This window comes from Acidisoma sibiricum (assembly GCF_057837225.1).
In genome coordinates this window covers 825593-849745 of sequence record NZ_CM174445.1, presented here as the reverse complement: position 1 = coordinate 849745, position 24153 = coordinate 825593, and the positions used below count along the sequence as shown (strand labels likewise).

Here is a 24153-nt window from a genome sequence, read left to right as displayed (position 1 = left end):
CCTGTCCCTTCGGGGATAGGCGGCACCTCACCTAGCCTTGCCCCTCCTTTAGCCGTCGGAGTTCATCCCGTGCTGGATGCCAATCTGAAGACTCAGCTCAAGGCCTATCTGGAGCGGGCCGTCCGTCCCATCCAGATCGCGGCCTCGGTCAATGACAGCCCGAAATCCCGTGAGATGATGGAGCTGCTGCACGAGCTGCAGGAAGCCTCCGCCAAAATTTCCGTGTCCGAATCCCATGATGATGGCGAGCGCGCCCCCTCTTTTGCGCTGACGACACCGGGTCAGGACATCAGCCTGCGCTTCGCGGGCCTGCCCATGGGTCATGAATTCACCTCTCTCGTCCTGGCCCTCCTGCAGGTCGGCGGTCATCCGTCCAAGCTGGAGCAGGCGGTGATCGACCAGGTGCGTGACCTCGACGGCGATTTCACCTTCGAGACCTATTTCTCGCTCTCCTGCCAGAACTGCCCGGATGTCGTGCAGGCACTGAACCTGATGGCGGTCCTCAACCCCCGCATCAAGCATACGGCGATCGACGGCGCGCTGTTCCAGCAGGAAGTGGATGCGCGGCAGGTCATGTCGGTGCCGACCATCTTCCTCAACGGCCAGGTTTTCGGCCAGGGCCGCATGGGCGTGGAAGAGATCGTCGCCAAGCTTGATACCGGCGCCGCCGGGCGTGAGGCGAAGAAGCTCTCCGCCGAAGCGCCGTTCGAGGTGCTGATCGTGGGCGGCGGTCCCGCCGGGGCGGCCGCTGCCGTCTATGCCGCGCGCAAGGGCATCCGCACCGGTGTCGCGGCCGAACGCTTCGGCGGCCAGGTGCTGGATACGATGGGCATCGAGAACTTCATCTCCGTCTCGCATACCGAAGGCCCCAAGCTCGCCCAGGCGCTTGAGACGCATGTGCGCGAGAATGACGTCCGCATCATGAACCTGCAGAAGGCGGCCGAGCTGAACCGCGAGGGCGACCATTTCGCGGTCCATATGGAAAGCGGCGCGGTGCTGAAGGCCAAGACCGTCATTCTCTCCACCGGCGCGCGCTGGCGCCAGATGGGCGTGCCCGGCGAAGACGTCTATCGCAACAAGGGCGTCGCCTATTGCCCGCATTGCGACGGTCCGCTGTTCAAGGGCAAGCGCGTCGCCGTCATCGGTGGCGGCAATTCCGGCGTTGAGGCGGCGATCGACCTTGCCGGCATCGTCAGCCACGTCACGCTGATCGAATTCGACACCAAGCTGCGCGCCGACGCCGTGCTGCAGCGCAAGCTGCACAGCCTGCCGAACGTGACCGTGCTCGTCTCCGCCCGCAGCACCGAAGTGAAGGGCGACGGCCAGAAGGTCTCCGGCCTGGTCTATGAGAACCGCGTCACCGGCCAGCATCACACGCTGGATCTGGAGGGCATCTTCGTCCAGATCGGCCTGCTGCCGAATACCGATTGGCTGAAGGGCACGCTTGACCTGTCGCCGCGCGGTGAGATCATCATCGACGGCCACGGCCAGACGTCGCTGCCCGGCGTCTTTGCGGCTGGTGACTGCACAACAATACCGTACAAGCAGATCATCATCGCCGCCGGCGAGGGGGCCAAGGCCTCGCTCTCGGCCTTCGATTATCTGATCCGCTCGTCTGCGCCGCAAACAGAAGAAGCGAAGGCTGCGTAAGGATTGATCAAGCCCGTCCATCATCGTGATCCGCGGACTTGGTCCGCGGATCTACCTATCGCCGCTCTCCGGCGGGTAGATGCGCGGCTTCATGCCGCGCATGACGATCGGTGCTTGAAAACATGAACCTGCGCGAACTGCAATATCTTGTCGCCCTCGCGGATCACCGCAATTTCCGGCGGGCGGCGGAGGCGTGCCTGGTCAGCCAGCCGACGCTCTCCACCCAGATCCGCAAGCTGGAAGACGAACTCGGCGTCACGCTGCTTGAGCGGTCTCCCCGCAATGTCATGCTGACACCGGCAGGGCAGGACATCACGACGCGGGCTAGGCGCATTCTGAACGAGGCCGCCGCCATCAAGGAAGCGGCCAAGCGGATGAGCGCGCCGGAATCGGGCATTCTGCGCCTGGGGATTTTCCCGACGCTCGGACCCTATCTGCTGCCGCATGTCATGCCCGGCATCAAAACCCGTTTTCCGCATCTCGAACTTTTCCTGACCGAGGAAAAAAGTGATCCGCTGCTGGAGCGCCTGCAGGACGGCAAGCTGGACGCCGTCATCCTGGCGCTGCCCGTGCATGACACGCAGTTGCAGACGGAACTTCTGTTCGAGGAACCTTTTCTGCTTGCCGTGCCGAGCAATCATGCGCTGGCCGGACGGCACACCATCCGCATCGCCGAACTTGCTCCCTATAATCTGCTGCTGCTGGAAGACGGCCATTGCCTGCGCGATCAGGCCCTGGCGGTCTGCGATACCTCGGGCTCACGCGAGACGACGGGCTTCCGCGCCACCAGCCTGGAAACCCTTCGTCAGATGGTCATGGCCGGCATCGGCATGACGCTGATCCCGGCGCTGGCCACGCATGGCATGGGGCCCTATTCCCGGCCCGTCCATCTTCTCGCCTTCGAGGATGGCAATCCCAGCCGCCGCATCGCCCTCGTCTGGCGCAAAACCTCGGCGGTCGAGCCCCTGCTGCATGAGCTGGCCGCGGCCTTCCGCAGCCTGCTGCCGCCTGGCCTGCTCGACGCCCGCGCGCTGGCGACCACGCCCGCCCTGACGGACGCCTGAAGCAGGACCGCCTTTCTGGCATCATGCCACGAAGCCGGGTAGATTGGCCCACCCGGAGCCGCCCGCGCCATGCCGACGCTTTGCCGATCCTGCGATGCCATCAGTGAAGACCCGTCAGGCCGGCAGCCCCCGCGCCTCTGCATGACCTGCGGATCGCGCCAGCTCATCAGCCACCCGGAACTTCTCACCCTCAGCATCGCCCATATCGATTGCGACGCCTTTTATGCGAGCGTGGAGAAGCGCGATCACCCGGAACTCGCCAGCCGGCCGCTGATCATCGGCGGTGCCCATCGCGGCGTCGTCAGCACGGCCTGCTATATCGCGCGCCTATCGGGCGTGCGCTCGGCCATGCCCATGTTCAAGGCGCTGAAACTCTGCCCGACTGCGGTGGTGATGAAGCCGGACATGGCAAAATACGTCACCGAATCCCGCCGCATCCGCGCGCTCATGGCGGATTTGACGCCTCTGGTCGAACCCCTTTCGATCGATGAGGCGGCGCTTGATCTTTCCGGCACCGAAGCGCTGCACCGCGCGCCGCCGGCGGTCATGCTGGCGCGCCTCGCCCGCCGGGTCGAGACGGAGATCGGCGTCACCATTTCCGTCGGCCTGTCCCATAATCGCCTCCTCGCCAAATTGGCGGCCGAGCGCGATAAGCCGCGCGGCTTTTCCGTCATCGGGTCGGAAGCGGCGAGCCTCCTGGCGCCGGAGCCGGTCAGCCTGCTCCCCGGCATCGGCCCGGCGGCGACGTCGCGCCTCGCCAGCCTCGGCTTCACCCGCCTCAGCCAGTTGCAGGCGCTGGATGTCGAGACCGCCTATCGCCTGCTGGGGCCGGAGGGCCCGGCACTCAGCCGCCGCGCGCGCGGCGAGGATGACCGCCGAGTGGAACCCGTGCGGGAGACGAAATCGATCAGCGCCGAAACCACCTTCGACACCGATCTCGCGACCCTCGTGGACCTCGAAAAAATCCTCTGGCAGATCGCCGAAAAGCTCGGGCGGCGGCTGCGGAAAGAAGATTTCGCCGCCGGCGGCATCACGCTGAAGCTCAAGACCAGTGACCATAAGCTACGCACCCGCAGCCTGCGGCTTGCCGTCCCCACCGGCCTGCCGGATCTGCTCTATGAGGCGGGGCGCGGCCTGCTGGCGCGCGAGATCGATGGCACCAGCTTCCGCTTGCTGGGCCTGGGCGCACAGCCGCTCCGCCCTGTGCGGGATGCCGACCCGGCAGACCTCGCCGACCCTGATTCTGCCCGCCGGGTCGCTCGCCAGCAGGCGCTGAACCAGCTAAGGGACCGCTTCGGCACCAGCATCATCGGACGCGGACGAGGCTTCACCCCATGACCTGCTATTTGGGCATTGATCTCGGCACCTCCGCCGTCAAAGCCATTATTGTCGATGAGCGCGAAGCGGTTCTCGCCTCTGTCTCCATTCCGGTGCCGGTGCCCACGCATCCGCAGCCGCTGGCCTCCGAGCAGGAGCCTGGCGATTGGTGGCAGGCGGTGGAGGCGGTGCTGGACCAGCTCGCTGCCGGCCACCCGGACCTGATGGCGCGCGTGCGCGGCATCGGCCTCAGCGGCCAGATGCACGGGCTTTGTCTGCTCGACGCCGAAGACAGGCCCGTTCGTCCCGCCATGCTGTGGAATGACGGCCGCGCCGAGGCCGAGGCGGAAGCGCTGCAGGCAGAAGGCACGGAGCTTTCCCGTCTGCTTGGCGTGCCCGCCATGGCCGGTCTCACCGCGCCCAAAATCCTGTGGCTGCAACGGCATGAGCCGGGCGTAATGGATCGCGCCCGGCGCCTGCTGCTGCCCAAGGACGTCATCCGCCTGCATCTGACCGGCAATTACGTGACCGATGTGACGGATGCCGCCGGCACCTGGCTGCTGGATCAGGAACGCCGGTGCTGGAGCGAGGCCGCTATCCGCCGCATCGGACTAGACCCCCGCCTGCTGCCGCCGATCGTCGAAAGCCCGGAAGCCACAGGCACCGTGCGGCCTGACATCGCCCATCGCTTCCGCCTCTCGCCCTCGACAGTCGTTGCCGGCGGGGCCGGGGATACGCTGGCCGGGGGCCTCGGCATCGGCGTGGTGGAAGACGGCAGCAGCTTCGTCTCGCTGGGCACCTCCGGTCAGGTCTTCGTCGCGACCCGCGACTATCGCCCGGCCCCGGAACGCGCGGTCCATAGCTTCTGCCACTGCCTGCCCGGCCGCTGGAGCGCCATGGCTGCCGTGCTCAATGGCGCCAGCGCGCTCGCGACCATGAGCCGGCTGGGGGGTGCCGCGGATATCGCGTCCCTGCTGGAGGAGGTCGAGGCCGGATTCACCGGTCCAAGTCCGCTTCTGTTTCTGCCCTACCTGACGGGCGAGCGCAGCCCGCATAACGACCCCTGGGCACGCGGCGTGCTGTTCGGCCTGACGCCCGACAGCAACCGCGCCCAGATGATCCAGTCCGTGCTGGAAGGTGTCGCCTTCAGCCTGGCGGACGGCGTGGCGGCCTTGAATACGGCCGGGATCGCGGTGGGGGAGGCAGGTTTCATCGGCGGTGGCGCCCGCAGCCGGCTTTGGGCGCGGATCATCGCGTCGGCCACCGGCCTCACGCTCAATCGCTTTGCCGATGGCGCCCATGGCGCGGCGTTCGGCGCCGCCCGCCTCGGCCGCATGGCGGCGGGCGGCGGTCTGGTCGCGGCCCAGCCCGAAATCATCGAGCGGATCGCACCCGATACGGCCTTGGCGGAGGCCTATCTGCCACGGCTGGAGGCCTATCGCAGCCTTTATCGCAGCCTGAAACCGGAATTCCGGCGCGACAAACCGACTGCCGGTTAGCGCTTGTCAGTTTTCATTTTCGGTCGGAATTGGCCGTCCAACACCGTCATACCCGCGAAAGCGGGTATCGTCTCACGGCGCAGCGCCATTCCCGGAGAGATGCCGACTGCGACGGTCAAGACGATGCCCACTTGCGTGGGCATGACGGGGTAAGCTGTTTCAACCAAGGGCCGACACGCTCTAGCGCTTGGACAGATCCACCACGGCCGCAAAGCCCTGCTCGGTGCCGAAGGCGAGATGGCTGCCGCTATCGTTCCAGGCCAGCGCCGACACCGCACCATGGCCCGGCGGGGCCACAGGGATAATCCGCTGGGACTCGATATCGGCCAGCACCACGCGGCCATCCGCGAAGCCTGCCGCGACTACATCCGAGCGCGGATTGAACAGCACGCGTGACACGATCACGCTGGCCCCGCCTGCCAGTTCCAGCGGCGGCTTGCCCATCGGGCCACCGCCGAAGAAGGGCCAGGCCACCACCGTATCCGCGCCGGACGAGGCGAGCCATCGGCCTGAGCGCGAGAAGGAGATCGATTCCGGCTTGGTCGGATAGCCGCTCATCCGCATGTGCTGGCCGTCCGACAGACGCCAGCCGTGCAGCGCATTCTCCTGCATGCTGGTGACAACGGATTCACCGTCGGGATGCAAAGCGACGCCGATATGGCTGCCCTTCCATTCCAGCCGCCGCGGCGCATCGGTCTTGGCGGCGACGAACCAGATGCTGGCGCCGCTGTAATGCGAGGCCGCGATTCGCTTGCCGCGATTGTCGAAGCTCATGCCGGTGACGGTGGAGGGATGCTCCAGCACCTTCAGCTTCTGGCCGCGCGCATCGAACAGATGGACCTGTTTGCCCGCCGCGCAGGCCAAAATCGGCACATCCTTGTCCCGGCCGCGGCCGGGCGCGAAGGTCGCCACATGCTCCACCCATTTGGAGCCGAGATCGCTCAGCGTCACCGCCTCGCCGTCCGGCTTGACGCGGCGAAAGTCGCCGTCGTCGCCGCCGGTAATGACGGCGCCGGGCATGACATCGGCGGCCAGGCCCAGCACGGCGCCTTCATGCACCGTGACCTGGGCCCAGTCCGCCGCCGGATCGGCGAAATCGGCGAAATGCACGGTACCGTCACCCAGGCCGAAGGCGACGAAAGCGCCACCACGGTCGAAGGCGATCTGCACGACATAGGCATCCAAGGCACGGTGAGCGCCGCGCGTCTCGACGAGATTGTCCCGGATGGGGGATTGAGCGAAGGACATGAAGCGGTTCAATCCACCTGGCAGGATTCGAAGCCGCGGCGAAGCTGCGGCCGGTTGAGGTCACGGCCGATGAAGACGATGCGGCTCTGACGCTTTTCGCCCTCTTTCCAGGGGCCGATGAAATCGCCATCGGCGATCATATGCACGGCCTGGAAGGCGAAGCGGCGATCCTCTCCGGTATAGTCCAGAATGCCCTTGGTCCGCAGCAGGTCCGCGCCCTTGGCGTTGAGCAGCGCGCCGATCCAGCCGTTGAACTTCTGCGGGTCGATCGGGCGGGAGACCGTGAAGCTCATGCTGCTGATCTCTTCGTTATGCTCGTGCTCGTCTGACTCGAGGAAGTCCGGGTCGAGAGCGAGAATGCGGTTGAGGTCGAAGGCCTTGCGCTCCAGCACCGCTTCGATCGCGACATTGGACTTTTCCGACCGGATGATGGGCGCGATGGCATTGATGGCGCGAATGCGCGCCTCCACCGCCGTCAGCTCGGAGGTCGTCACCAGGTCGATCTTGTTGAGCAGGATGACATCGGCGAAGGCAATCTGCGCCGCGGCCTCGGCACTATCGGCCAGACGCGCAGGCAGGTTCAGGGCATCGACCACGGTCACGATCGCATCCAGCCGCGCCTTCGCGCGCACACCCTCGTCGACGAAGAAGGTCTGGGCCACCGGTGCCGGATTGGCGAGGCCGGTGGTCTCGATGATGATGCCGTCGAACTTGGTGCGGCGCTTCATCAGCCCCGCCAGAATGCGGATCAGATCGCCACGCACGGTGCAGCAGATGCAGCCGTTATTCATCTCGAAAACTTCTTCGTCGGCATCGACGACAAGGTCGTTATCGACGCCAAGCTCACCGAATTCGTTGACGATAACGGCGTATTTCTTGCCGTGATTCTCGGTCAGGATGCGGTTCAGCAGCGTGGTCTTGCCGGCCCCCAGATAGCCGGTGAGCACGGTCACAGGAACAAGGGTCTGGCCGGTGGTGCCGATTGTTTCGGCGACGGTATCGGGCATGGGACTACTCCGGGTCACGAAGGCAACAGCGAAATTCTCTCAAGGACTATATAGGTCCGCTCATTCGGCGGGGCGAGGGGCAGGCTCTGCTCTGGCCGCAGGCGTGTCCTGGCGCCATCGCGTCTCAGCCAGGCCCCAGCCGAGAATGACAAAGAAATAGCCGCTGACCGGCAGGCTGAGAAAGGCGCTGGTCGAGGCGATCGGCCACAGGTGAATGAAGGCGGCCGCGAAAATCCCCACCCGCACCGCGGTCGGGTTGCGCCACAGGCCGCGCGATAGTTCCCGCAGCCAGGCCAGCACCATCAGCGAGAACAGGATCAGGCCGGGATAGCCGCCATCGGTGCTCGCCTGCAGGTAGAAGTTATGCGGATGCTGCTTGCAGGTGGGCAGGCCGCCGCCATCATCGCCCGGCGCTTTGGTCCAGCCCACCCAGTAGCGCGTCTCCGGGCAGCCGTCGCGGAAACCGTTGAAGCCGCGCCCGAAGATCGGATTTTGCTCGGTGATTTCATCGGCGCGGCGCAGCAGCAGCCCGTAGGGGCTGGAGCGGAAATGGTCCATCTGCGTGGTGAATTTCTCGACCAGCCGGTAATAGGTCTGCGGTGAAATGACCGGTGAGGCCGCGATCACCAGGCCGCCTACCACCACCAGCCCGATCGCGACGGGACGCAACTTCGGCAGGAACAGCGCCGAGACGGCCAGGCCCAGCAGCGTCAGCAGTACCGGCATCCGCTGGCTGATCAGCACCATGCAGGCGATGCCAAGGGCGGCGATCGCCACACCCGCGGCCTTATACAGAAAGGACTTGCGGGAAATCAGCGTCATCACCGGCGGCAGCACCGCGGGAAACAGGATGCGCACCAGTTCCGGTGCGGCGCGCGGCTTGTAGAAAGGGCCGGTCAACTCGCCATCGGCCCAGCGGCCGTAGCCATAGAAATTCTTGCCGAACGCATACTGATACAGCACGCCGGCGCAGATATAGGCCGTCACCGCATGCACCACCCAGCGCAGCCACAGGCGGGGCCGCGGATCGCGCAGCACCCAGTATTCGAGCGCCACGGCGAAAACGCCGTAGCGTACCATGACCAGGGCCTGGACGAAATTCGGCCACGTGCCGTGGAAGGGCGGCGGCAAGGGCAGGGAGCAGATCATCTCCCAGATCCACCAGGCGCCCGCGACAGGCACCCAGCCCTGGCGCAGCCAGGACCAGTGGCCCGTCCGCGCGCATTGGACCAGGAACAGAAGGGCCGTCAGGGAAAAGAAAATATCGGCCAGCGCCCGCGCATTGAGCAAAGCGGGCGTCACCAGCAGCACCGCGACCAGGGCGATACGTTGCAAAAGAAGACTGAGCGGCATCACGAGGTCAGCAGTTCCATTCTCAAGGCGTCAAGCCGGCGGCGGGCTTCCGGCAAATCATAGGCCCGCGCCCGGTCCAGACCCGCCTGAGACAGAGAAGCGCGCCGGGCCTGGTCATGCGCCAATTGGATCAGCACCGCCGCGATACCCGATACATCATCGGGATCGATCACCACAGAGGCGCCAGACGCCAATTCGCCCAGTCCCCCACGCCCCGAGGTCACAAGGGCCGCACCGGCGGCCATCGCTTCCAGCGCCGCGAGACCGAAAGGCTCCTGCCAGCGGCTGGGCACCATGGCGATGGCGGCCGTGCTCAGCGCCGCCATCACGGCTGCGTGATCCCGGTAGCCCAGCCGCGCGATCCCGGCATGCTCCGCCCTGTCTCTCAGGCTTTCCGTAAAGGGTGTTTCCGGGCTGTCGGGGCGAAACCGGTCGGCCCCGATCATCACCGCCTGCCAGCCGGGCAGATGTGGCAGCGCTTCCGCACAGGCCGCGACGAAACTATCGGCGCCTTTGTCGGCCACCACGCGCCCGGCAAAGACAATCGTCCGGTCGCGCGCGGCTGGCGGCAGCGACGCCGGCAGCGCGCTGAGATCGAGCGAATTGGGCAGCACGCGGGGCGCTGTGCCGGCCGCAGCGCGGGTCCCCTCCAGCCAGCAATCGGCCAGAAAGCGGGAGACGCAGATCACCGCGCCGAGTGTGCCAGACAGGGCCGCGCGCGCCGCTGCCGTCCGGGCGCCGCGCATGGCGCGCGGATCATTGTGCAAAAACAGAGCGATGCGCCGCGGCGGGAATCGTCGGGCCAGGCGCCGGGCAAGATCGGGGCGGTTATGGATTTCGATCAGATCGGGCTGCAGCCGGTCCAGCACGCGGGCCACCGCCGCGGCATAGCCCGCGTCAGACCCCCATAGCGACCAGCGCTCCTCGGCCGGCAGATAGGGCAGGGGAAAGACCGTCCCCCGCTGCTTCGCGCCGACGATCGTCACGGCGAAACCAGACGGGACGGCCGGGTCAGGCGTGGCCAGCCGGACTTGCAGCAAAGCGATGGCGCCGGCCGATTGCGGGCCGAAGCCTTCGCGCGGCGGCAGAACCACGGCCACGCGTTTCGGAAAAGGCTCAGCCATGGTCAGGCTTTCGGACCACGCCGGATGATGATCTCAAGAATATCCGGGTCCTCGTCCACAATCCGCTCGATGATCACATGACCCTGGCTCTCTGCCATCCGCGGCACGCTGTCGCGCGGCTCCGCGCCGCGTAGACGAACGCGCAAATAAGCCCCTTCCGGCAGACGCTCGAGCATCAAACGTGTTCTGACAAAGGTCATCGGGCAGGTATCGGTGGTGACATCAAGAAATGCCGCACCAGATGTATTTGCTGTCATGGGATGGCTTTACTTGATGATCTGTTAAGCTTGTTGCCCCGATTAGGCTTAAAGCGGTAGATATGAAGCGAATCGGCGGCGCATCTTATAAAAGCCACGCATCATGACATCTCTGGATTGTCTGAATTCTACCTATACGGCCGTGTATCTTGGAAATATTTAGCACGGCAGCCTAAGTGCCTTATCATCCGGCCAGGAGAATGTTGAATGTCTGACGATGCCGCCAATCTGAGTGTCCTTGGCTGGACCGCCCAAATCGTCTCGGCCCATGTGTCTCACAATACCGTAGCGCCCGAAGCGCTCCCCGCGCTGATCCAGGAAGTCTTCCGCACGCTGTCCAATGTCGGCGCGCAGCCCGAAGTGGTTGAGAAGCCTCAGCCGGCTGTTCCCGTCAAGAAGAGCGTTTTTGGCGATTACATCATTTGCCTGGAAGACGGCAAAAAGCTGAAGATGCTGAAGCGCCATCTGAAGACCGCCTACAATCTCGAGCCGGAACAGTATCGCGAGCGCTGGGGCCTGCCGCCCGACTATCCGATGGTCGCCCCCAATTATGCGCGCCAGCGCTCCTCGCTCGCCAAAAAGATCGGCCTCGGCACCAAGCCGCGGGTACCGGTGAAAGCGGGTTCCGGTCGTGGCGGCAGGGCTGGCTGACGTCAGCCGCGCTATTGTGGAGCTTTGCCTCCTCCGGCGGCTCCCCCTATAACGGTCGCTCATGGCCATTGGCTTGGCAGAGCGCCCTGCTGAACGCCGCGATCGTAACGCCCGAAGCGGCGGGGATAGAACCGGAAACCAACCGATGATGTCGCGCATCGAGCGCCTGTGCATCGATAAAGGCCTGAAAATGACGGGGCAGCGCCGCGTCATCGCCAGCGTTCTTTCCGAGGCCGAGGACCACCCGGACGTTGAAGAGCTGTATCGGCGGGCTGTCGCCCTCGACAATCGCATGTCGATCGCGACCGTCTATCGCACCGTGCGGCTGTTTGAGGAAAACGGCATCCTGGAACGTCATGATTTCGGTGGTGGCCGCGCCCGCTATGAGCCTGCGACCCCGGGCCCCCATCATCATATCGTCGATGTCGAGACCGGCCGCGTCACCGAATTCATCGATGCCGAGCTGGAGGATGCGATCCGCGCCATCGCGACCCGGCTGGGTTTCGATCTCGTCTCGCACCGACTTGAACTCTTTGGCCGGCGCATGCCCGCGCAGACGGTCGCGGCGGATGCCCCCGCGCCGCAGAAGCGGCGCCTGACCCGACCCGGCGCGCCCGCCGAATCCACGCAACGCGTCGCAAACGGCCCCGAGGCCGACCGTGGGCATTAAGTGAGCGTCATCGAGCCCCTGCCCGGCCTCGAACGCGAGGAAGGCATCGGTGAATTGCGGGCCGGCAATCTCGGTCTCCGCATTGCGCGCACGGCCGATGAGCTGGATGCCGCCCAGGCGCTGCGCTATCGCGTCTTCTACGAAGAACTCGGCGCCCATCCCGACGAAGCGGCCGCCCGCAGCGGCCGCGACAGTGACCGCTATGACGCCGTCGCCGACCACCTTCTCGTCGTCGATCATGATCTGGGCGACGGGCCGGATGCCGTCGTCGGCACCTATCGCCTCATCCGGCGGGAAGCGGCGGAGACCATCGGCCGCTTCTATTCAGCCGATGAATACGACATCTCGCTGATCGAGCGCTTTCCCGGCCGCGTGCTTGAACTCGGCCGCTCCTGCGTCGATGCCAGCTATCGCGGGCGCGCCGCCATGCAGCTGCTGTGGCGCGGGATCGCTGCCTATATCTTCGCCCATAACATCGATCTCATGTTCGGCTGCGCCAGCCTGCCGGGCACGGATGTCGATGCACTCGCGGCTGAACTGACCTATCTGCACGCCCATCATCTGGCGCCGCCGGATATCCGCATGAAGGCGCTGCCCGCGCGCTATGTCGACATGCAGCGCATGAACCCAGCTGATATCGATGCACGCCAGGTGCTCGTCAGCCTGCCACCACTGATCAAGGGCTATCTGCGCCTTGGCGGCTTCGTGGGTGACGGTGCTGTGGTGGATACGCAGTTCAACACCACCGACGTCGCGATCCTCGTGCAAAGCGACCTCGTTACGGGCAAATATTACCGGCATTTCGAGCGGGACCGGCGCTGAGCCGATGGGGGCTTTGAGCGTATTGGTCACCTCTCCGCTGCTAGCGCAGGAGGGCGTGGCTCTCCTGGAAAGCGCGGGCCTGGATCTGCACTATACGGAAGCCTTCCCTCCCGCGGCGCTTGTTGCGGCCAGGGCGGCCGACATCGGTGCGGCCGCCATCATCGCCCGCCAGGGTCCCATCACCGCCGCCGTGATGGACGCCTCGCCGCATCTCTGCATTATCGCCCGCCACGGCGCCGGCACCGATGAGGTCGATCTGGAGGCCGCGCGCCGCCGCGGCCTGCTCATCACCCGCACGCCCGGCGCCAATGCCCGCGCCGTCGCCGAGCATACGATCGCCCTCATGCTCGCCCTCATCAAGCAGCTGCATGTGCTGCCGCATCAGGTTGCAGCCGGCGAATGGCGCGCCGGCACTCTATGGGTGGGCGACGCCTATGGCGCACGCCTCGGCCTCATCGGCATGGGGGCTATCGGCCAGTATACCGCCCGCATGGCTTCGGCCTTCGGGATGACGGTCAGCGCCTTCTCCCGCCAAACGGCGCCGGAGGTCTATGCCCATGCGGCGCGGGCGGAGAGCCTGGAGCGGCTGCTGGAGACGAGCGACGTCATCTCCCTCCATACCGCGCTGACGCCCGAGACGCGGGGCATGATCGGCCCGGCGGCGCTCGCGCGGATGCGCAAAGGCACCTTCATCGTCAATACCGCGCGCGGCGGTCTGATCGATCAGGCCGCTTTGCTGGAGGCGCTCGATTCCGGCCATATCGCGGGTGCCGGGCTTGATGTGACGGAGCCTGAGCCGCCGCCGCCCGAGCACCCCTTCCGCACCCATCCGCGCATCCTGCTGACGCCGCACGTCGCCGGCGTCTCGGCGGGGTCGATGACGCAAATGGCGGTCGATGCCGCCGAATGCGTCGTCGCCCGGCTGACCGGCGGCGTGGTGCCCGCCGACCGCATCGTGGTGCCGGAAGCCTAACCCTTGACGCGGCGCGGTGCCTCGGGCGCCGGGTTGACGAAGCCGAGCTGACGGAAGGTCTCTTCCATATGAGCAGGCAGAGGCGCGCTCACGGTCAGCGTGCCGCCGGCCGGATGCGGCAGATGCACCCCGCGGGCATGCAAATGCAGCCGCCCGGTGACCGTTTCCATCTCCGACTCACCGCCATAGGCGACATCGCCCAGGATCGGATTGCCCAGCGCCGAACAATGCACCCGCAGCTGATGCGTGCGGCCGGTATGCGGATACAGGCCCAGCCAGCTGAAGCTGCGCCCGGCCTTGTCCAGCGTCTCGTATTCCGTCACCGCCTTCTGAGCGTCGGGGTCGGATGGATGGGCGATGGCGCTGCGGGCGCCGCCCAGCCCCTGCACGCGGGTCAGCGGATGGTCGATGCGGCCTTCCAGCGGCACCGGCAGGCCCTTCACGATCGCCCAATAGGTCTTCTCGACCTTGCGCGTGCGAAAGGCGGCGGCAAGCTTGGCGGCATTGCCGGGGGAGCGCGCCAGCAGCAGAACGCCCGAGGTGTCGCGGTCCAGCCGGTGGACCAGGCGCGGCCGGTCGGGCGCATCGAAGCGCAGACCGTCCAGCATGCCGTCCAGATGGCGGGTGATGCCGGGGCCGCCCTGGGTCGCAAGACCGGGCGGCTTGTTGATGACGATCAGCCACGCATCGCGATAGAGCACCATCCGCTCCAGCTCTTTGATGGTGCGGGAATCCATGCTGGGCGCGGCCTTCGGCGCTTCATGCGCCATCGCCGCCTGCACGGGCGGCGGGATGCGTATGCTCTGGCCCGCTTGAAGACGGGTGGAAGCCTCGGCGCGCTTGCCCAGAACACGGATCTGGCCGGTGCGGCACAGCTTTTCGATGGCGCCCTGGGTCAGGCCCGGAAAATGACGGCGGAACCAGCGGTCCAGCCGGATATCGGCCTCATCGTCCGAGACGACGCGTTCTTCAACGCCACTCATTCGCCACGCTCCCGCTCACGCTGCAGGCGCAGCTTGGCCCAATAATCAAGACGCTTGCCGATCTCGCGCTCAAAGCCGCGCTCGACAGGCTGGTAGAATTCGTCACGCTCCATCCCATCTGGAAAATAGTTCTCGCCGGAAAAAGCCTCTTCCTGACCGTGGTCATAGGCATAGCCGTCACCATAGCCGAGGTCGCGCATCAGCTTGGTCGGCGCGTTCAGGATATGCGCCGGCGGCATCAGGCTGCCGGTCGCTTTCGCGGCCCGCTTCGCCGCACCAAAGGCCGTATAGACGGCGTTCGACTTGGGCGCCGTGCCCAGATAGACGACGGCCTGAGCGAGGGCCAATTCACCTTCGGGGCTGCCCAGGCGCTCATAGGTCGTCCAGGCGGTTTCCGTCATCACCAGCGCCTGCGGATCGGCCATGCCGATATCTTCGGCCGCAAAGCGCAGCAGCCGGCGCGCGATATAGCGGGGGTCCTCGCCGCCTTCCAGCATGCGCGCAAACCAGTACAGCGCCGCATTGGGGTCCGAGCCGCGCAGCGACTTATGCAGCGCGGAGATGAGATTGTAGTGCTCCTCGCGGTCCTTGTCATACAGCGCCGCCCGCTTGGACAGCAGATCCGCCAGGCCCGCGGGGTCCAGCGCTTCCTGCTCGTCGGGGAGCGAGAAAAGCTGCTCGGCCATATTGAGCAGATAGCGCCCGTCGCCGTCGGACATGGCGGCCAGCGTCGCCCGCCCCTCTTGCGTCAGCGGCAGCAGGCGGCCGACCTCGCTCTCGGCCCGCTCCATCAACTGGCTGAGCGCCGCGTCGTCGAGGCGCTTGAGGACCAGGACCTGACAGCGCGAGAGCAGCGCGCCGTTCAGCGCGAAGGACGGGTTTTCGGTCGTCGCGCCCACCAGCGTGACGATGCCTTCCTCCACCACCGGCAGAAACGCATCCTGCTGGGACCGGTTGAAGCGATGGATTTCATCGACGAACAGCAGCGTGCCTTCGCCCGTGCGGCTGCGGCGCGCGGCCTCCTCAAACACCCGCTTGAGGTCGGCGACACCCGAAAAGACCGCGGATATCTGGGTAAAGACCAGCCCGGCCTGTTCGGCAATCAGGCGTGCAATGGTGGTTTTGCCGACGCCCGGCGGCCCCCATAGAATGAGCGAGGTCAGCGACCCGCGTTCCAGCATGCGGGTCAGCGTTCCCTGGGGTCCGAGCAAATGGTCCTGCCCCGTGACGTCACCCAGCGTCCCAGGCCGCAGCCGGTCGGCGAGCGGCCGCAATTTCCCCCGCGCCGTGCCACCGCGCGCCGGCATGGCCGCACCAGGCTCGGGCGGTTCAGCGCCGAAGAGATCGCCAGAGGCAGAGGGGGAACGGGCCAAGCTGTGTCCTTCAGATCGTATCAACGAAAAAGGGCGGACCTTGCGGGTCCGCCCTTTTCATACCTCAGGCGCGGGGCCTTTGGGGATCACGCCTCGCCGGCGAGACCCTCGTCCTCGGTCACGACGTCCGGCTTCGGGCCGCTGTCCTGGCCCTTGGCCGCGGGGTCGCGGTCGACGAATTCGATGATCGCCATCGGGGCGGCATCGCCATAGCGGATGCCGGCCCTCAGCACGCGGGTATAGCCGCCCGCGCGGGTCTTGTAGCGATCGGCCAGCGCCGCGAACAGCTTCGTGACGATGGTCTCATCGCGCAGCTGGGCATAGGCCTGGCGGCGGGCATGCAGGCCGCCACGCTTGCCGAGGGTCACGAGCTTCTCGGCGACAGGCCGCAGCTCCTTCGCCTTGGGCAGCGTCGTGGTGATCTGCTCATGCTTGATGAGAGCCACCGCCATGTTGCGGAACATGGCAGCGCGGTGGGTAGAGGTAACGCCGAGCTTACGCCCGGAAACGCCGTGACGCATGGTTTCAGTCCTTTGACCTGTGCGTGCTGATTGTCAAAACGCGGTTAGGGGGAAGCCGTGCGTCAGAACGGCTCTTCGAGCCGGCGGGCGAGGTCTTCGATATTCTCAGGCGGCCAGCCCTGGACATTCATGCCCAGCGCGAGACCCATAGCGGTCAGCACTTCTTTGATTTCGTTCAGCGACTTGCGGCCGAAATTCGGCGTGCGCAGCATCTCCTGCTCACTCTTCTGAACGAGATCGCCGATATAGACGATGTTGTCGTTCTTCAGGCAGTTGGCGCTGCGGACGGAAAGCTCGAGTTCGTCGACCTTGCGAAGCAGATTGCGGTTGAACGGCAGGTCGTCCTGCTGCTCTTCCAGGCGAAGCTGTTGCGGCTCGTCGAAGTTGATGAACAGCTGGAGCTGGTCCTGCAGGATGCGCGCGGCGAGCGCCACGGAATCTTCCGGGGTCACGGCGCCGTTGGTCTCCACCGTCAGCAGCAGCTTGTCATAGTCGGTGACCTGACCCACGCGGGTCGGCTCCACCTTGTAGGACACGCGCTTCACCGGCGAATAAATCGAATCGACCGGGATAAGGCCGATCGGCGCATCTTCCGGGCGGTTGGCGGAGGCCGGAACATAGCCCTTGCCGATATTGACCGTGAATTCCATGCCCAGCTTCATGCCCTCGTCCAGCGTGCAGATGACGAGGTCGGGGTTCATGATTTCGATGTCATGGCCGGCCTGGATCTGCTCGGCACGCACTTCGCCGGGGCCGGTGGCCGACAGCATCATGCGCTTGGGACCTTCGCCGTGCATGCGCAGCGCAAGCTGCTTCACGTTCAGCACGATGTCGGTCACGTCCTCGCGGACGCCGGGGATGGTGCTGAATTCGTGCAACACACCGTCGATCTGCACGGCCGTCACAGCCGCACCCTGCAGGGACGACAGGAGGATGCGGCGGATCGCGTTGCCGAGCGTCATGCCAAAGCCGCGCTCCAGCGGCTCCGCCACAACGGTGGCCACGCAGGAGGGATCGTTACCCGGCTCGACGTCAAGCTTCTCGGGTTTGATCAGCGATTCCCAGTTTCTCTGCAATACCACGTTCGCCTCTTAAAAGATCACGCCGGGCGCCAGAGCCCTTCCCACATCAGACGGAAAGGGCCGGCATATCCGGCAACAGGACGGCCAGACGATCCGTCAGACGCGGCGGCGCTTGCGCGGACGGCAGCCATTATGCGGAACAGCCGTGGTGTCCCGAATGGAGCTGACCGAGAAACCGACGGTCTGCAGGGCGCGGAGCGCGCTTTCGCGGCCGGAGCCGGGGCCGCTCACCTCGATCTCGAGGTTCTCCATGCCGTGTTCGCGGGCCTTGCGGCCAGCGTCTTCCGCCGCCATCTGCGCCGCGTAGGGGGTGGACTTGCGGCTACCCTTGAAACCCTGGGCACCGGCCGAAGACCAGGCAATGGTATTGCCCTGGGCGTCGGTGATGGTCACCACGGTGTTATTGAAGGTCGCGGCAACATGCGCCACGCCCGAGCTGATGTTCTTGCGCTCTTTTTTACGAGGGCGAGTCGAGGCGGCGGGCTTCGCCATAGATCAATCCTGTCACTGATGACGTGGCCGCCACGGCATAACCGGGCGGCCAAAGCGTCGCAAAAAGTTCCAACGCAAAGTGGGACGCTGCGGGTAAAACCCTTAGCGAGCCACCTTCTTCTTACCGGCGATCGCCACGGCCTTGCCCTTGCGGGTGCGGGCATTTGTGTGGGTGCGCTGACCACGAACCGGAAGACCACGACGATGACGCAGACCGCGATAGCAGCCGAGATCCATCAGACGCTTGATGTTCATCGACACTTCACGCCGCAGATCGCCTTCGACGCGGAATTCGCGGTCGATCAGCTCACGGATGCGGAGAATTTCATCGTCAGATAGCTGGTTAACCCGGCGGTCATGGCCGATCCCGAGACGGTCGCAGATCTGCACCGCATTGGTCGGGCCGATGCCATAGATATAACGCAGACTAATGACCACCCGCTTGTTGGTCGGGATGTTCACCCCGGCAATACGCGCCACGCTTCACACTCCTCAAGCGCCGAACGCTCCGGTGCGTTCAGCTGGTCGTCCCGGATATGGCCGAGAAAAAGTACCGACCAGGACCCATGCCCTCGATCGGTGGAGGTGCGGAATAGCGCCGCCCCTAACTCAGAGTCAACCGCCGTAGATCAACTTTGCGTGAGCGCATGGGAGACTCTGCGCTGAGGCAGGGTCTCCAAGGCGGCTTCGATCATGCCGGCGACCTCGTCAATATCGGCTAGACCGTCAACCACGCGCAGCCGGTCCTGCGCCGCATAATAGGGCAGCAGGGGTGCGGTCTGGCGGTTGTACGCCTCCAGGCGGGCTGTGACGACCTCACGCTTGTCATCGGGGCGGCGGATGAACTCGTGGGCACCGCAGAGATCGCAGGTGTCGGCCACCTTCAGCAGATGCGTGTGGTCGTTGTAGCTCGCGCCGCATTTGGCGCAGCTGAACCGCCCGGCGATGCGCTCGATCAGCACGGCGTCGTTCACCCGCAGCTCGATCACCGCGTCGATCCCGGAGCCGCTGGCCTCCAGCATGGCGTCCAGCGCCTCGGCCTGCGGCACGGTGCGGGGAAAGCCATCCAGAATGAAGCCAGGGCCGCAGTCCGGCTTCTGGATGCGCGCGGCGATCATGGCGACGAGGATATCGTCGGAGACGAGGCCACCCTTGCCCATGATCTCCTTGGCGCGAAGCCCGATTTCGGAGCCGGCCGCGACTTCGGAGCGCAACATGTCACCCGTCGAAATCTGGGCAATGCCGTGGCGCAGCTGCAGCCCCTTGGCCTGGGTGCCCTTGCCGGCTCCCGGTGGCCCCAGAAGAATGATGTTCATCGGCCCCTCCCGCGCCCACGGCCCCGTTTGATCAGGCCTTCATATTGATGCGCGATCAGATGGGACTGGATTTGCGTCACCGTGTCCATAGTGACGGAGACAATAATCAGCAGGCTTGTCCCGCCAAAATAGAAGGGCAGGCTGAAATGGCCGATGAGCCATTCGGGCACCAGGCAGACCACCACCAGGTAGATCGCGCCGATCGTCGTCAGACGGGTCAGGATGCGGTCGAAATAGGAGGCCGTATTGCTGCCCGGCCGGATGCCGGGGATGAAGCCGCCCTGCTTTTTCAGATTGGTCGCCGTCTCCTCGGGGTTAAAGACCACCGCCGTATAGAAATAGGAGAAGAAGATGATCATCGCGGCATAGAGGATCATATAGACCGGCTGGCCGTGGGCCAGCGACCCCGCCAGCCACTGCAGCCAGCCCGGACCGGTGCCGGCGGCATGCGAGAAGCCAATGACGGTCGCAGGGATCAGCAGGATGGAACTCGCGAAGATCGGCGGAATGACGCCGGCCGTGTTGATCTTCAGCGGCATATGGCTGGATTCGCCGCCATAGACTCGCTGGCCGACCTGGCGTTTCGGATATTGGATGATGATGCGGCGCTGCGCGCGCTCCATGAAGACCACGAAGCCGATGATGACGATGGCGCCGATGATGAAGGCCAGCACAAAGATCGGCGACAGCGCGCCGGTCTTGCCGAGTTCCAGAAGATGCACAAGCGCGCTCGGCAGGTTGGCGACGATGCCGGCGAAGATGATGAGGCTGGAGCCGTTGCCGATGCCGCGCGCGGTGATCTGCTCGCCGATCCACATCAGGAACATGGTGCCGCCCACCAGCGTGACCACGCAGGTAAAGCGGAAGAACAGGCCGGGGTCGACGACGGCCGCCCCCAGACTGCCGCGCATGCTCTCCAGCCCGACGGCAATGCCGTAGCTCTGGAAGATCGCGATCAGGGCGGTGAGATAGCGGGTATATTGGTTCAGCCGGCGGCGACCGCTGTCACCTTCCTTTTTCATCGCCTCCAGCGAGGGGATGGCGGAAGACATCAGCTGAATGATGATGCTCGCACTGATGTAAGGCATGATGTTCAGCGCGAAGACGGTCATGCGGCCCAGCGCACCGCCCGAGAACATGTCGAACATCCCCAGGATGCCGCCGCCCGAGCGCGTCATCAGCTGGCTCATCACCGCCGGATCGACACCGGGGACCGGGATATAGGTGCCAAGCCGGAAGACGAGCAGCGCCCCCAGGGTAAACCAAATCCGCTTCTTGAGTTCGGTCGCCTTCGCGAAGGTGCCGAAGTTCAAATTTGCCGCTAGTTGTTCGGCCGCCGAGGCCATCCCAGGTTCCCATCAATGCGACGGGCACGGGCCGGCCATCGCCGTAACCTCAGCGCCCGTCTTCTTCCGAAGACTCTCAAAACCCGGCCCCGCTGCCACAGCCGGGGCCACCCCGTCAGCCCCTGATCAGCGGACTGCCGAAGACCTCCATCCAACTCGCCGCCAGGGCCGCATCCAGTTCGGCCATGCTGACGATTATCCCGAGCGCATGAAGGCTTGTCACCCCATACTCGCGGATGCCGCAAGGAACAATGCCTGCGAAGTGGTCAAGCTGCGGTTCCAGATTGAGGGAGACGCCATGCCAGGTCACCCAGCGCGTCACGCGCACGCCGATGGCCCCGATCTTGGCCTCGGTCCCCGCTGGCGTATCGGCAATCCAGATGCCGACCCGGCCCGGCCGCCGCTCACCCCGGATATTGAACCGGTCGAGCGTCAAGATCAGCCATTCTTCCAGCCCCTGGACATAGGCGCGCAGGTCCCGCGCGGGCACGCGGCCATGGGCGCGGTCCAGATCAAGCATGACATAGGCCACCCTCTGGCCGGGTCCGTGATAGGTCCACTGGCCGCCGCGCCCGGCCGCGAAGGTCGGAAACCGGTCCGGCGCCTGCAGATCCTCGGGCCGGGCGGAACTGCCCGCCGTGTAGAGCGGGGGGTGTTCCACGAACCAGACGCGCTCGGGTGCGGTCCCCGCGCGGATGGCGCGGACGGAGGCTTCCATGCCGGCCAGAGCCGCCGGATAGGGGGTCAGGCCCTCGGCAATGTCCCACTGAACACGCGTATCTGATGCCACATCTATGCGTGCATCGGATGGCAAATCGTCGATTGCTGCCGTCTCAATCATTGGCTATACCCCGGCACCCACGATGCGGTCGTGGCGGAATGGTAGACGCGCAAGCTTGAGGTGCTTGTGGGGGCAACCCCGTGGAAGTTCGAGTCTTCTCGACCGCACCATCTTTTCTCTCAGTAAAATTAAGTCTTTGATTCCCGGACATTTGTCCGGGAAGTGCCGTTGCATCGGCCCTCTCATCTTGGTCTTATAGCGACCCAAGGCTGGCGCCGCGAACGCGCCTGAAGGAGGACAGCAATGGACGACAATCTCCGTAAGGCAGCGCTCGACTATCACCGCTACCCGCGGCCGGGAAAGCTCGCCATCGAGCCGACCAAGCGCATGGCGACCCAGCGCGATCTCGCACTCGCCTATTCCCCCGGCGTGGCTGCCGCCTGCCAGGCCATCGTCGCCGATCCCGATGACGCGAAGCTTTATACCGCCCGCGGCAATCTCGTCGGCGTCATCTCCAACGGCACCGCGGTCCTCGGCCTCGGCAATATCGGCGCGCTCGCGTCCAAGCCGGTGATGGAAGGCAAGGCCGTCCTTTTCAAGAAATTCGCGGGGATCGACGTCTTCGACATCGAGGTCGATGCCGCCGACCCCGATCGTTTCTGCGATGTCGTGGCAGCGCTCGAGCCGACCTTCGGCGCCATCAATCTGGAAGACATCAAGGCGCCGGAATGTTTCGAGATCGAAGCAACCCTCCGCGCGCGGATGAATATTCCGGTCTTCCATGACGATCAGCACGGCACCGCCATCACCGTCGCCGCCGCCGTCACCAACGGCCTGGTGCTGCAGGGCAAGACGCTCGACCAGATCAAGGTCGTGACCTCGGGCGCCGGCGCCGCCGCACTCGCCTGTATCGACCTGCTCGTCACCATGGGCCTGCGCGTCGAAAACGTCTTTCTGACCGATATCGAGGGCGTCGTTCATCGCGGCCGCAATAACATGGGTCCCAATCTGGCGCGCTACGCCAAGGACACACCAGCCCGCACGCTGGAAGAGGTGCTGGACGGCGCTGACCTTTTCCTCGGCCTCTCCGCCCCGCGCGTTCTCAAGCGCGAATGGCTGGGCAAGCTCGCGGACCGCCCGGTGATCATGGCGCTCGCCAATCCCGAGCCCGAAATCCTGCCCGAATTCGTCCGCCAGGACCGGCCGGATGCGATTATCGCCACCGGCCGCTCGGACTATCCCAATCAGGTCAATAACGTCCTCTGTTTCCCCTTCATCTTCCGCGGAGCGCTCGATTGCGGAGCGACGACGATCAATGAGGAGATGAAGCAGGCGGCGGTGGAAGCGCTCGCCGGCCTCGCCCGCATCGAAGCGAGCGAGACGGTGGTCGCGGCCTATGGCGGGGCGGCGCCCATTTTCGGCGCCGACTACATCATCCCCAAACCCTTCGATCCGCGCCTGATCCTGGAAATCGCGCCGGCCGTTGCCCGCGCCGCCCATGCCAGCGGCGTCGCCCGCTTTCCGATCGCAGATTTCGACCAGTACAAGCGCGAGCTGGAGCGCTTCACCTACCGCTCCGGCCAGCTCATGCGGCCGGTCATCCTGGCCGCCCAGCAGCAGCTGCGCAGCATCGTCTATGGCGCCGGCGAGGATGAGCGCGTGCTGCGCGCCGTGCAGACCGTGGTCGATGACGCGATCGCCCGCCCCATCCTGCTCGGCTCGCGGGAGGCAATCGAGCGCAAGGTGCGCGAAATGGGTCTCCGCCTCGATCTCAACAAAGCCGTCACCATCTACGATCCGGCGGTCGATACCGCGATCTTCGATCCGCTGCTCGAAAAGTACAAGGCTCTGGCCGGCCGCCGCGGCGTCCGCCCGGATGCCGCCGAAATCCTCGTCCGCAGCCATTCCACGGTCTGCGCCTCGCTGATGGTCTCGGAAGGTCTTGCCGACGGCGCCATCTGCGGCGGCTACGGCGATTGGTGGCGGCATCTGCAATATGCCCTGCCTATCATCCCCCGCCGGCCCGGCGCGTCACGCATCTACGCCATGACCGCCGTGATCCTGCAGGAAGGCGCGCTGTTCTTCTGCGACACCCATATGAATGTCGATCCGACCACCGAGCAGGTCGCCGAGATGACCGAACTGGCGGCAGATGCGGTCGCAGCCTTCGGCCTGACGCCGAAAGTGGCACTGCTCTCGCATTCTTCCTTCGGATCGAGCAATTCCGAAAGCGCGCGCAAGATGCGCCGGGCGCTCGCGCTGATCCGCGAGCGGCGGCCCGATCTGGAAGTCGACGGCGAAATGCAGGCGGATGCGGCGCTCGCCGAAGCGACGCGGGCGCGCGCCATTCAGAACAGCAGCCTGACGGGCACGGCCAATCTGCTGGTGATGCCGACGCTGGACGCCGCCAATATCGCCTTCAACCTGATCAAGGCTTCGGGCGACGGCTTGCAGGTAGGGCCGCTGCTGCTGGGCCTGGCCAAGCCGATCCATATTCTGGTTCCAACGGCGACCGCCCGTGCGATCATCAATATCAGTGCCGTCGCCGCCGCGGACGCAAATTCACGCCGATGAACCTAGGCTTCAGCCGATCACACCCTAAATGACGAGTATCGGGTGAAATC

Annotated in this window: 23 protein-coding genes and 1 tRNA gene; 10 read left to right on the top strand and 14 right to left on the bottom strand. The window is 65.3% G+C overall.

Going from position 1 to position 24153, the window contains the following annotated elements:
- Positions 1-69 precede the first annotated feature (69 nt).
- The 4 genes from ahpF (at position 70) to xylB (ending at position 5530) form a co-directional block, all read left to right on the top strand.
- Entirely contained in the window at positions 70-1650 is a 1581-nt protein-coding gene (ahpF, locus tag AC3G7M_RS04080; RefSeq protein ID WP_489214439.1) for an alkyl hydroperoxide reductase subunit F, read from the top strand.
- Between the two features lie 122 nt (positions 1651-1772).
- Entirely contained in the window at positions 1773-2714 is a 942-nt protein-coding gene (locus tag AC3G7M_RS04075) for a LysR substrate-binding domain-containing protein (RefSeq protein WP_489214438.1), read from the top strand.
- Between the two features lie 69 nt (positions 2715-2783).
- Positions 2784-4052, top strand: coding sequence for a DNA polymerase IV (locus AC3G7M_RS04070; protein ID WP_489214437.1), 1269 nt, complete (start codon positions 2784-2786; stop codon positions 4050-4052).
- Positions 4049-5530: a xylulokinase gene (gene xylB / locus AC3G7M_RS04065; RefSeq protein ID WP_489214436.1), complete on the top strand. Its 1482-nt coding sequence runs from the start codon at positions 4049-4051 to the stop codon at positions 5528-5530. Before AC3G7M_RS04070 ends, xylB begins: the two co-directional genes overlap by 4 nt.
- A gap of 180 nt (positions 5531-5710) precedes the next feature.
- On the opposite strand, the gene AC3G7M_RS04060 is transcribed toward xylB, so the two are convergent.
- Genes AC3G7M_RS04060 through AC3G7M_RS04040 form a run of 5 tightly spaced genes read right to left on the bottom strand, consistent with a single transcriptional unit; the run spans position 5711 to position 10438 of the window.
- The gene (locus tag AC3G7M_RS04060; protein ID WP_489214435.1) at positions 5711-6778 is read right to left on the bottom strand and encodes a WD40 repeat domain-containing protein; all 1068 of its coding nucleotides are present in this window, start codon (positions 6776-6778) and stop codon (positions 5711-5713) included.
- 8 nt (positions 6779-6786) lie between these two features.
- Positions 6787-7785 (bottom strand): CobW family GTP-binding protein, encoded by a 999-nt coding sequence (locus tag AC3G7M_RS04055; RefSeq protein ID WP_489214434.1) that lies wholly within the window; start codon positions 7783-7785, stop codon positions 6787-6789.
- 60 nt (positions 7786-7845) lie between these two features.
- Entirely contained in the window at positions 7846-9138 is a 1293-nt protein-coding gene (locus AC3G7M_RS04050) for an O-antigen ligase family protein (protein WP_489214433.1), read from the bottom strand.
- Positions 9138-10262, bottom strand: a complete 1125-nt coding sequence (locus tag AC3G7M_RS04045; RefSeq protein WP_489214432.1) for a glycosyltransferase family 4 protein — start codon at positions 10260-10262, stop codon at positions 9138-9140. Before AC3G7M_RS04045 ends, AC3G7M_RS04050 begins: the two co-directional genes overlap by 1 nt.
- A gap of 2 nt (positions 10263-10264) precedes the next feature.
- On the bottom strand, positions 10265-10438 hold the full coding sequence (locus AC3G7M_RS04040; protein ID WP_489214431.1) for a sulfurtransferase TusA family protein: 174 nt from the start codon (positions 10436-10438) through the stop codon (positions 10265-10267).
- Between the two features lie 288 nt (positions 10439-10726).
- Between AC3G7M_RS04040 and AC3G7M_RS04035 the strand changes: the two genes are divergently transcribed.
- From AC3G7M_RS04035 to AC3G7M_RS04020, 4 genes are all read left to right on the top strand, one after another.
- Complete coding sequence (locus AC3G7M_RS04035) at positions 10727-11170, top strand: Ros/MucR family transcriptional regulator (protein WP_489214430.1); 444 nt, start codon at positions 10727-10729, stop codon at positions 11168-11170.
- Between the two features lie 145 nt (positions 11171-11315).
- Positions 11316-11840: a Fur family transcriptional regulator gene (locus AC3G7M_RS04030; protein ID WP_489214429.1), complete on the top strand. Its 525-nt coding sequence runs from the start codon at positions 11316-11318 to the stop codon at positions 11838-11840.
- On the top strand, positions 11841-12662 hold the full coding sequence (locus tag AC3G7M_RS04025) for a GNAT family N-acetyltransferase (protein ID WP_489214428.1): 822 nt from the start codon (positions 11841-11843) through the stop codon (positions 12660-12662).
- 55 nt (positions 12663-12717) lie between these two features.
- Positions 12718-13635, top strand: coding sequence for an NAD(P)-dependent oxidoreductase (locus tag AC3G7M_RS04020; protein ID WP_489214427.1), 918 nt, complete (start codon positions 12718-12720; stop codon positions 13633-13635).
- Here AC3G7M_RS04020 and AC3G7M_RS04015 read toward each other — a convergent pair.
- The 9 genes from AC3G7M_RS04015 to lipB form a co-directional block, all read right to left on the bottom strand.
- Positions 13632-14618: an RluA family pseudouridine synthase gene (locus AC3G7M_RS04015; RefSeq protein WP_489214426.1), complete on the bottom strand. Its 987-nt coding sequence runs from the start codon at positions 14616-14618 to the stop codon at positions 13632-13634. The two genes, AC3G7M_RS04020 and AC3G7M_RS04015, sit on opposite strands and share 4 nt — an antisense overlap.
- Positions 14615-15925 carry a replication-associated recombination protein A gene (locus tag AC3G7M_RS04010; protein ID WP_489215948.1) on the bottom strand — a complete coding sequence of 437 codons (1311 nt, stop codon included), beginning with the start codon at positions 15923-15925 and terminating at the stop codon, positions 14615-14617. The genes AC3G7M_RS04015 and AC3G7M_RS04010 overlap by 4 nt, the downstream gene beginning before the upstream one ends.
- A gap of 152 nt (positions 15926-16077) precedes the next feature.
- Complete coding sequence (rplQ, locus tag AC3G7M_RS04005; protein WP_489214425.1) at positions 16078-16512, bottom strand: 50S ribosomal protein L17; 435 nt, start codon at positions 16510-16512, stop codon at positions 16078-16080.
- Between the two features lie 62 nt (positions 16513-16574).
- On the bottom strand, positions 16575-17594 hold the full coding sequence (locus tag AC3G7M_RS04000) for a DNA-directed RNA polymerase subunit alpha (RefSeq protein ID WP_489214424.1): 1020 nt from the start codon (positions 17592-17594) through the stop codon (positions 16575-16577).
- A 96-nt stretch (positions 17595-17690) separates the two neighbouring features.
- Entirely contained in the window at positions 17691-18086 is a 396-nt protein-coding gene (gene rpsK, locus AC3G7M_RS03995) for a 30S ribosomal protein S11 (protein WP_489214423.1), read from the bottom strand.
- 102 nt (positions 18087-18188) lie between these two features.
- The gene (gene rpsM, locus AC3G7M_RS03990) at positions 18189-18566 is read right to left on the bottom strand and encodes a 30S ribosomal protein S13 (RefSeq protein ID WP_489214422.1); all 378 of its coding nucleotides are present in this window, start codon (positions 18564-18566) and stop codon (positions 18189-18191) included.
- A 149-nt stretch (positions 18567-18715) separates the two neighbouring features.
- A complete protein-coding gene (locus AC3G7M_RS03985) occupies positions 18716-19402 on the bottom strand; it encodes an adenylate kinase (RefSeq protein ID WP_489214421.1) in 687 nt (228 codons plus the stop codon).
- Positions 19399-20748, bottom strand: coding sequence for a preprotein translocase subunit SecY (gene secY, locus AC3G7M_RS03980; RefSeq protein WP_489214420.1), 1350 nt, complete (start codon positions 20746-20748; stop codon positions 19399-19401). The genes AC3G7M_RS03985 and secY overlap by 4 nt, the downstream gene beginning before the upstream one ends.
- Before the next feature lie 115 nt (positions 20749-20863).
- Positions 20864-21589: a lipoyl(octanoyl) transferase LipB gene (gene lipB, locus AC3G7M_RS03975; protein ID WP_489214419.1), complete on the bottom strand. Its 726-nt coding sequence runs from the start codon at positions 21587-21589 to the stop codon at positions 20864-20866.
- A gap of 24 nt (positions 21590-21613) precedes the next feature.
- Here lipB and AC3G7M_RS03970 point away from each other — a divergent pair.
- A tRNA-Leu gene (locus tag AC3G7M_RS03970) sits at positions 21614-21699 on the top strand.
- 133 nt (positions 21700-21832) lie between these two features.
- Complete coding sequence (locus tag AC3G7M_RS03965) at positions 21833-24103, top strand: NADP-dependent malic enzyme (protein WP_489214418.1); 2271 nt, start codon at positions 21833-21835, stop codon at positions 24101-24103.
- The last annotated feature ends 50 nt before the right edge of the window (positions 24104-24153 follow it).

What these genes read in the sequence shown, in the direction of transcription:
- AC3G7M_RS04015 (WP_489214426.1), bottom strand. Translation starts at nt 14,618, where the DNA reads ATGAGTGGCGTTGAAGAACGCGTCGTCTCGGACGATGAGGCCGATATC.
- AC3G7M_RS04070 (WP_489214437.1), top strand. Translation starts at nt 2,784, where the DNA reads ATGCCGACGCTTTGCCGATCCTGCGATGCCATCAGTGAAGACCCGTCA.
- AC3G7M_RS04030 (WP_489214429.1), top strand. Translation starts at nt 11,316, where the DNA reads ATGATGTCGCGCATCGAGCGCCTGTGCATCGATAAAGGCCTGAAAATG.
- lipB (WP_489214419.1), bottom strand. Translation starts at nt 21,589, where the DNA reads ATGATTGAGACGGCAGCAATCGACGATTTGCCATCCGATGCACGCATA.
- AC3G7M_RS04060 (WP_489214435.1), bottom strand. Translation starts at nt 6,778, where the DNA reads ATGTCCTTCGCTCAATCCCCCATCCGGGACAATCTCGTCGAGACGCGC.
- AC3G7M_RS04075 (WP_489214438.1), top strand. Translation starts at nt 1,773, where the DNA reads ATGAACCTGCGCGAACTGCAATATCTTGTCGCCCTCGCGGATCACCGC.
- AC3G7M_RS04050 (WP_489214433.1), bottom strand. Translation starts at nt 9,138, where the DNA reads ATGCCGCTCAGTCTTCTTTTGCAACGTATCGCCCTGGTCGCGGTGCTG.
- AC3G7M_RS03965 (WP_489214418.1), top strand. Translation starts at nt 21,833, where the DNA reads ATGGACGACAATCTCCGTAAGGCAGCGCTCGACTATCACCGCTACCCG.
- AC3G7M_RS04010 (WP_489215948.1), bottom strand. Translation starts at nt 15,925, where the DNA reads ATGCCGGCGCGCGGTGGCACGGCGCGGGGGAAATTGCGGCCGCTCGCC.
- rpsK (WP_489214423.1), bottom strand. Translation starts at nt 18,086, where the DNA reads ATGGCGAAGCCCGCCGCCTCGACTCGCCCTCGTAAAAAAGAGCGCAAG.
- rplQ (WP_489214425.1), bottom strand. Translation starts at nt 16,512, where the DNA reads ATGCGTCACGGCGTTTCCGGGCGTAAGCTCGGCGTTACCTCTACCCAC.
- AC3G7M_RS04040 (WP_489214431.1), bottom strand. Translation starts at nt 10,438, where the DNA reads ATGCTCGAGCGTCTGCCGGAAGGGGCTTATTTGCGCGTTCGTCTACGC.
- secY (WP_489214420.1), bottom strand. Translation starts at nt 20,748, where the DNA reads ATGGCCTCGGCGGCCGAACAACTAGCGGCAAATTTGAACTTCGGCACC.
- AC3G7M_RS04045 (WP_489214432.1), bottom strand. Translation starts at nt 10,262, where the DNA reads ATGGCTGAGCCTTTTCCGAAACGCGTGGCCGTGGTTCTGCCGCCGCGC.
- AC3G7M_RS04055 (WP_489214434.1), bottom strand. Translation starts at nt 7,785, where the DNA reads ATGCCCGATACCGTCGCCGAAACAATCGGCACCACCGGCCAGACCCTT.
- AC3G7M_RS03985 (WP_489214421.1), bottom strand. Translation starts at nt 19,402, where the DNA reads ATGAACATCATTCTTCTGGGGCCACCGGGAGCCGGCAAGGGCACCCAG.
- AC3G7M_RS04035 (WP_489214430.1), top strand. Translation starts at nt 10,727, where the DNA reads ATGTCTGACGATGCCGCCAATCTGAGTGTCCTTGGCTGGACCGCCCAA.
- xylB (WP_489214436.1), top strand. Translation starts at nt 4,049, where the DNA reads ATGACCTGCTATTTGGGCATTGATCTCGGCACCTCCGCCGTCAAAGCC.